The 1997-nt window shown below is 61.4% G+C and carries 1 protein-coding gene and 1 pseudogene; one reads left to right on the top strand and one right to left on the bottom strand.

Annotated features, from left to right (window positions below; genetic code table 11):
- Positions 1–590: 590 nt before the first annotated feature.
- Positions 591–1424: a transposase family protein gene (locus EOA28_RS39250; RefSeq protein WP_245501669.1), complete on the bottom strand. Its 834-nt coding sequence runs from the start codon at positions 1422–1424 to the stop codon at positions 591–593.
- A 104-nt stretch (positions 1425–1528) separates the two neighbouring features.
- Between EOA28_RS39250 and EOA28_RS34150 the strand changes: the two are divergent.
- Positions 1529–1997 (top strand): annotated as a pseudogene (locus tag EOA28_RS34150) (IS21 family transposase); the annotation flags it as partial.

Raw genomic sequence — 1997 nt, 5'->3', positions numbered from 1 at the left:
GGTGGAGAATGATGCGTCACTTTATTGTGCCGAGCCCGATATCGTCGGGCCCGGGTCGCATGAGCCAAGCGTCCACGGCGGCTGCGCTGATAACGTCGCCCCGCCTCGCGCACACTCTCGCGGCGGGCAGCACGGGCGCAGACCTCCCCGCAGTAGCGCTGTCCCCGGTCGCAGCTGCGGCAGATCGTTACCTGCAAACGGCAGCGGCCGCACAGAAAGAAGCGGCCCGTGAACATCCGCGACGGTCCTTTCGGAGCGCCGCTGGGAGTTCGGGAAAAGGTCGACGGAATGCGCTGACAATGCGATAATGCAGGTCGCGCACCGTCAGTGGAGCGTGACACCGAACCCGGACTTGCCAGTTGAGATCGGTGTTACGCCGGATTGTTTCTGCGGCGCTGATTACCCGCAGATCTACCACAAGGCAGGCGCTGGCGGGGTACGTCGAAAGCCGCCTCAGGGCGACTGGAGACGTGCCCCGCGTCTATCACCTTCTCAACCTCAGATGATCAGCACCGCGCCGCAAAGGCGGTCGCCCGCTACAGCGCTAGTTGAAGAGCGCGCGGGCGACCGCCTTTGCTCTCTCCAGCGCTTCAGCTCTTGTCGTTGTTTATCAGCGGTTTTCGACCGTCATCGACATTACGGTAAGGCCGCGAGCGAGTGAGTTCGATGCCGTGACCAAGGCAATATTCGATCAGCCTGTTGTTGACGAACTCGCTGCCGTTATCCACATCCAGCGCTCTCAGAGCAAAGGGCAAGCCCGCGCGGATCCGGTCGAGTGTCTCGACCACGAGGGTGCTTTCTCGCACGACGATAGGCGCGGCCTCCGTCCATCCGCTCGCGATATCGGTCAGAACCAGGCTGTGAACATAGCTACCGCGGTTGGCCTCTCCGCAATGAGCAACCAGGTCCATTTCCATGCTGCCGGGAAGCGGCTCGTTCCAGTCGGCAAAGGTGCGCATTTTGATGCGCCGCCGGGGCTCTGGCACAACCGTTGGCTTCTTTTTCGTAGGCAGGTTGCGCCTTGGCATCTGGAGCAAGCGGTCGATCGTCTCGGCGCTCATTGACAGGATCTTGTGGCGTATCTCCTCCTCGAGCTTCAAATGATCGTTGCGTTCCAGCGCAGGCAACAAAATGGGCAGCAGTGCCTTAAGCCGCTTGCCGCAGACTCGATCTGAAGCCTCCCACAGCACAATCAACGCGCCCCGAGCGGCCTCATCATAGAGCGACGGGCGTTGACGGGTCCGGCGATGCTTCGGCTCCGGGTGGCTGTTCAGGACACGGATTGCGGACTTCTCGTGATACCCCGTCGCCGCGATGAACTCCTCCAAGATCCTTCGCTTGTCCTTGGTCGTTGCGGCCACATAGCGATCCCTGACCGCATTGGCCAGTTCCATGCGCATGGCATGCGTCATCTTCGTCTTCATGATGCCTCCCTGGTGATGAAGGCATCATGGCAACATGCGCCTTCACGGGTTACATTTTAGGTGAGGCAACGAACCCGCTCGGTAACATTTTCCTTGAGGCAATGCGACACACGGTTCGCCGTTACCCCCGCGAGGGCGGTGTTGTTGACTATCGCGAGCCGGTGCGACGGACCGCATTTGACGGTCTGGAGGACTGGCTCCGTGAGCGCTTCTTCCGCCACGACAGCAAGGCGGATGTCATTCGCCAGGAGTTGGCGAGCGAGCATGGGATTGTCATCAGCCTGCGTTCCGTTGAGCGTCGGGTGCGACTTTGGCGTCGGGAATTGAAGGCCCAGAAGCGGGCAACGGTGCGCTTCGAGACGGCGCCTGGCAATCAGATGCAGATCGACTTCGGTGACACGAAGGTCTGGATCAGCGGCGAGCGTGTGCGGGTTCACCTGTGTGTCGGGACGTTGGGCTATTCGCGCCGGCTGTATATTCGGCCTTCGCTGCGAGAGCGTCAGGCGGACTGGCTCGAGAGGATGGAAGGCGCTTTCCTGCGGTTCGGCGGGGTCCCGGCGAGTGCTGCTGGAT

Origin of the sequence: Mesorhizobium sp. M2A.F.Ca.ET.067.02.1.1, assembly GCF_004023285.1 — a bacterium.
Classification (GTDB): Bacteria; Pseudomonadota; Alphaproteobacteria; order Rhizobiales; family Rhizobiaceae; genus Mesorhizobium.
Note: the sequence above shows the minus strand (reverse complement) of the source record. Positions and strands in the feature narration are given on the sequence as shown.

Excerpts from the sequence above, each read along its gene's own strand:
- EOA28_RS39250 (WP_245501669.1), bottom strand. The coding sequence starts at position 1,424 with ATGAAGACGAAGATGACGCATGCCATGCGCATGGAACTGGCCAATGCG.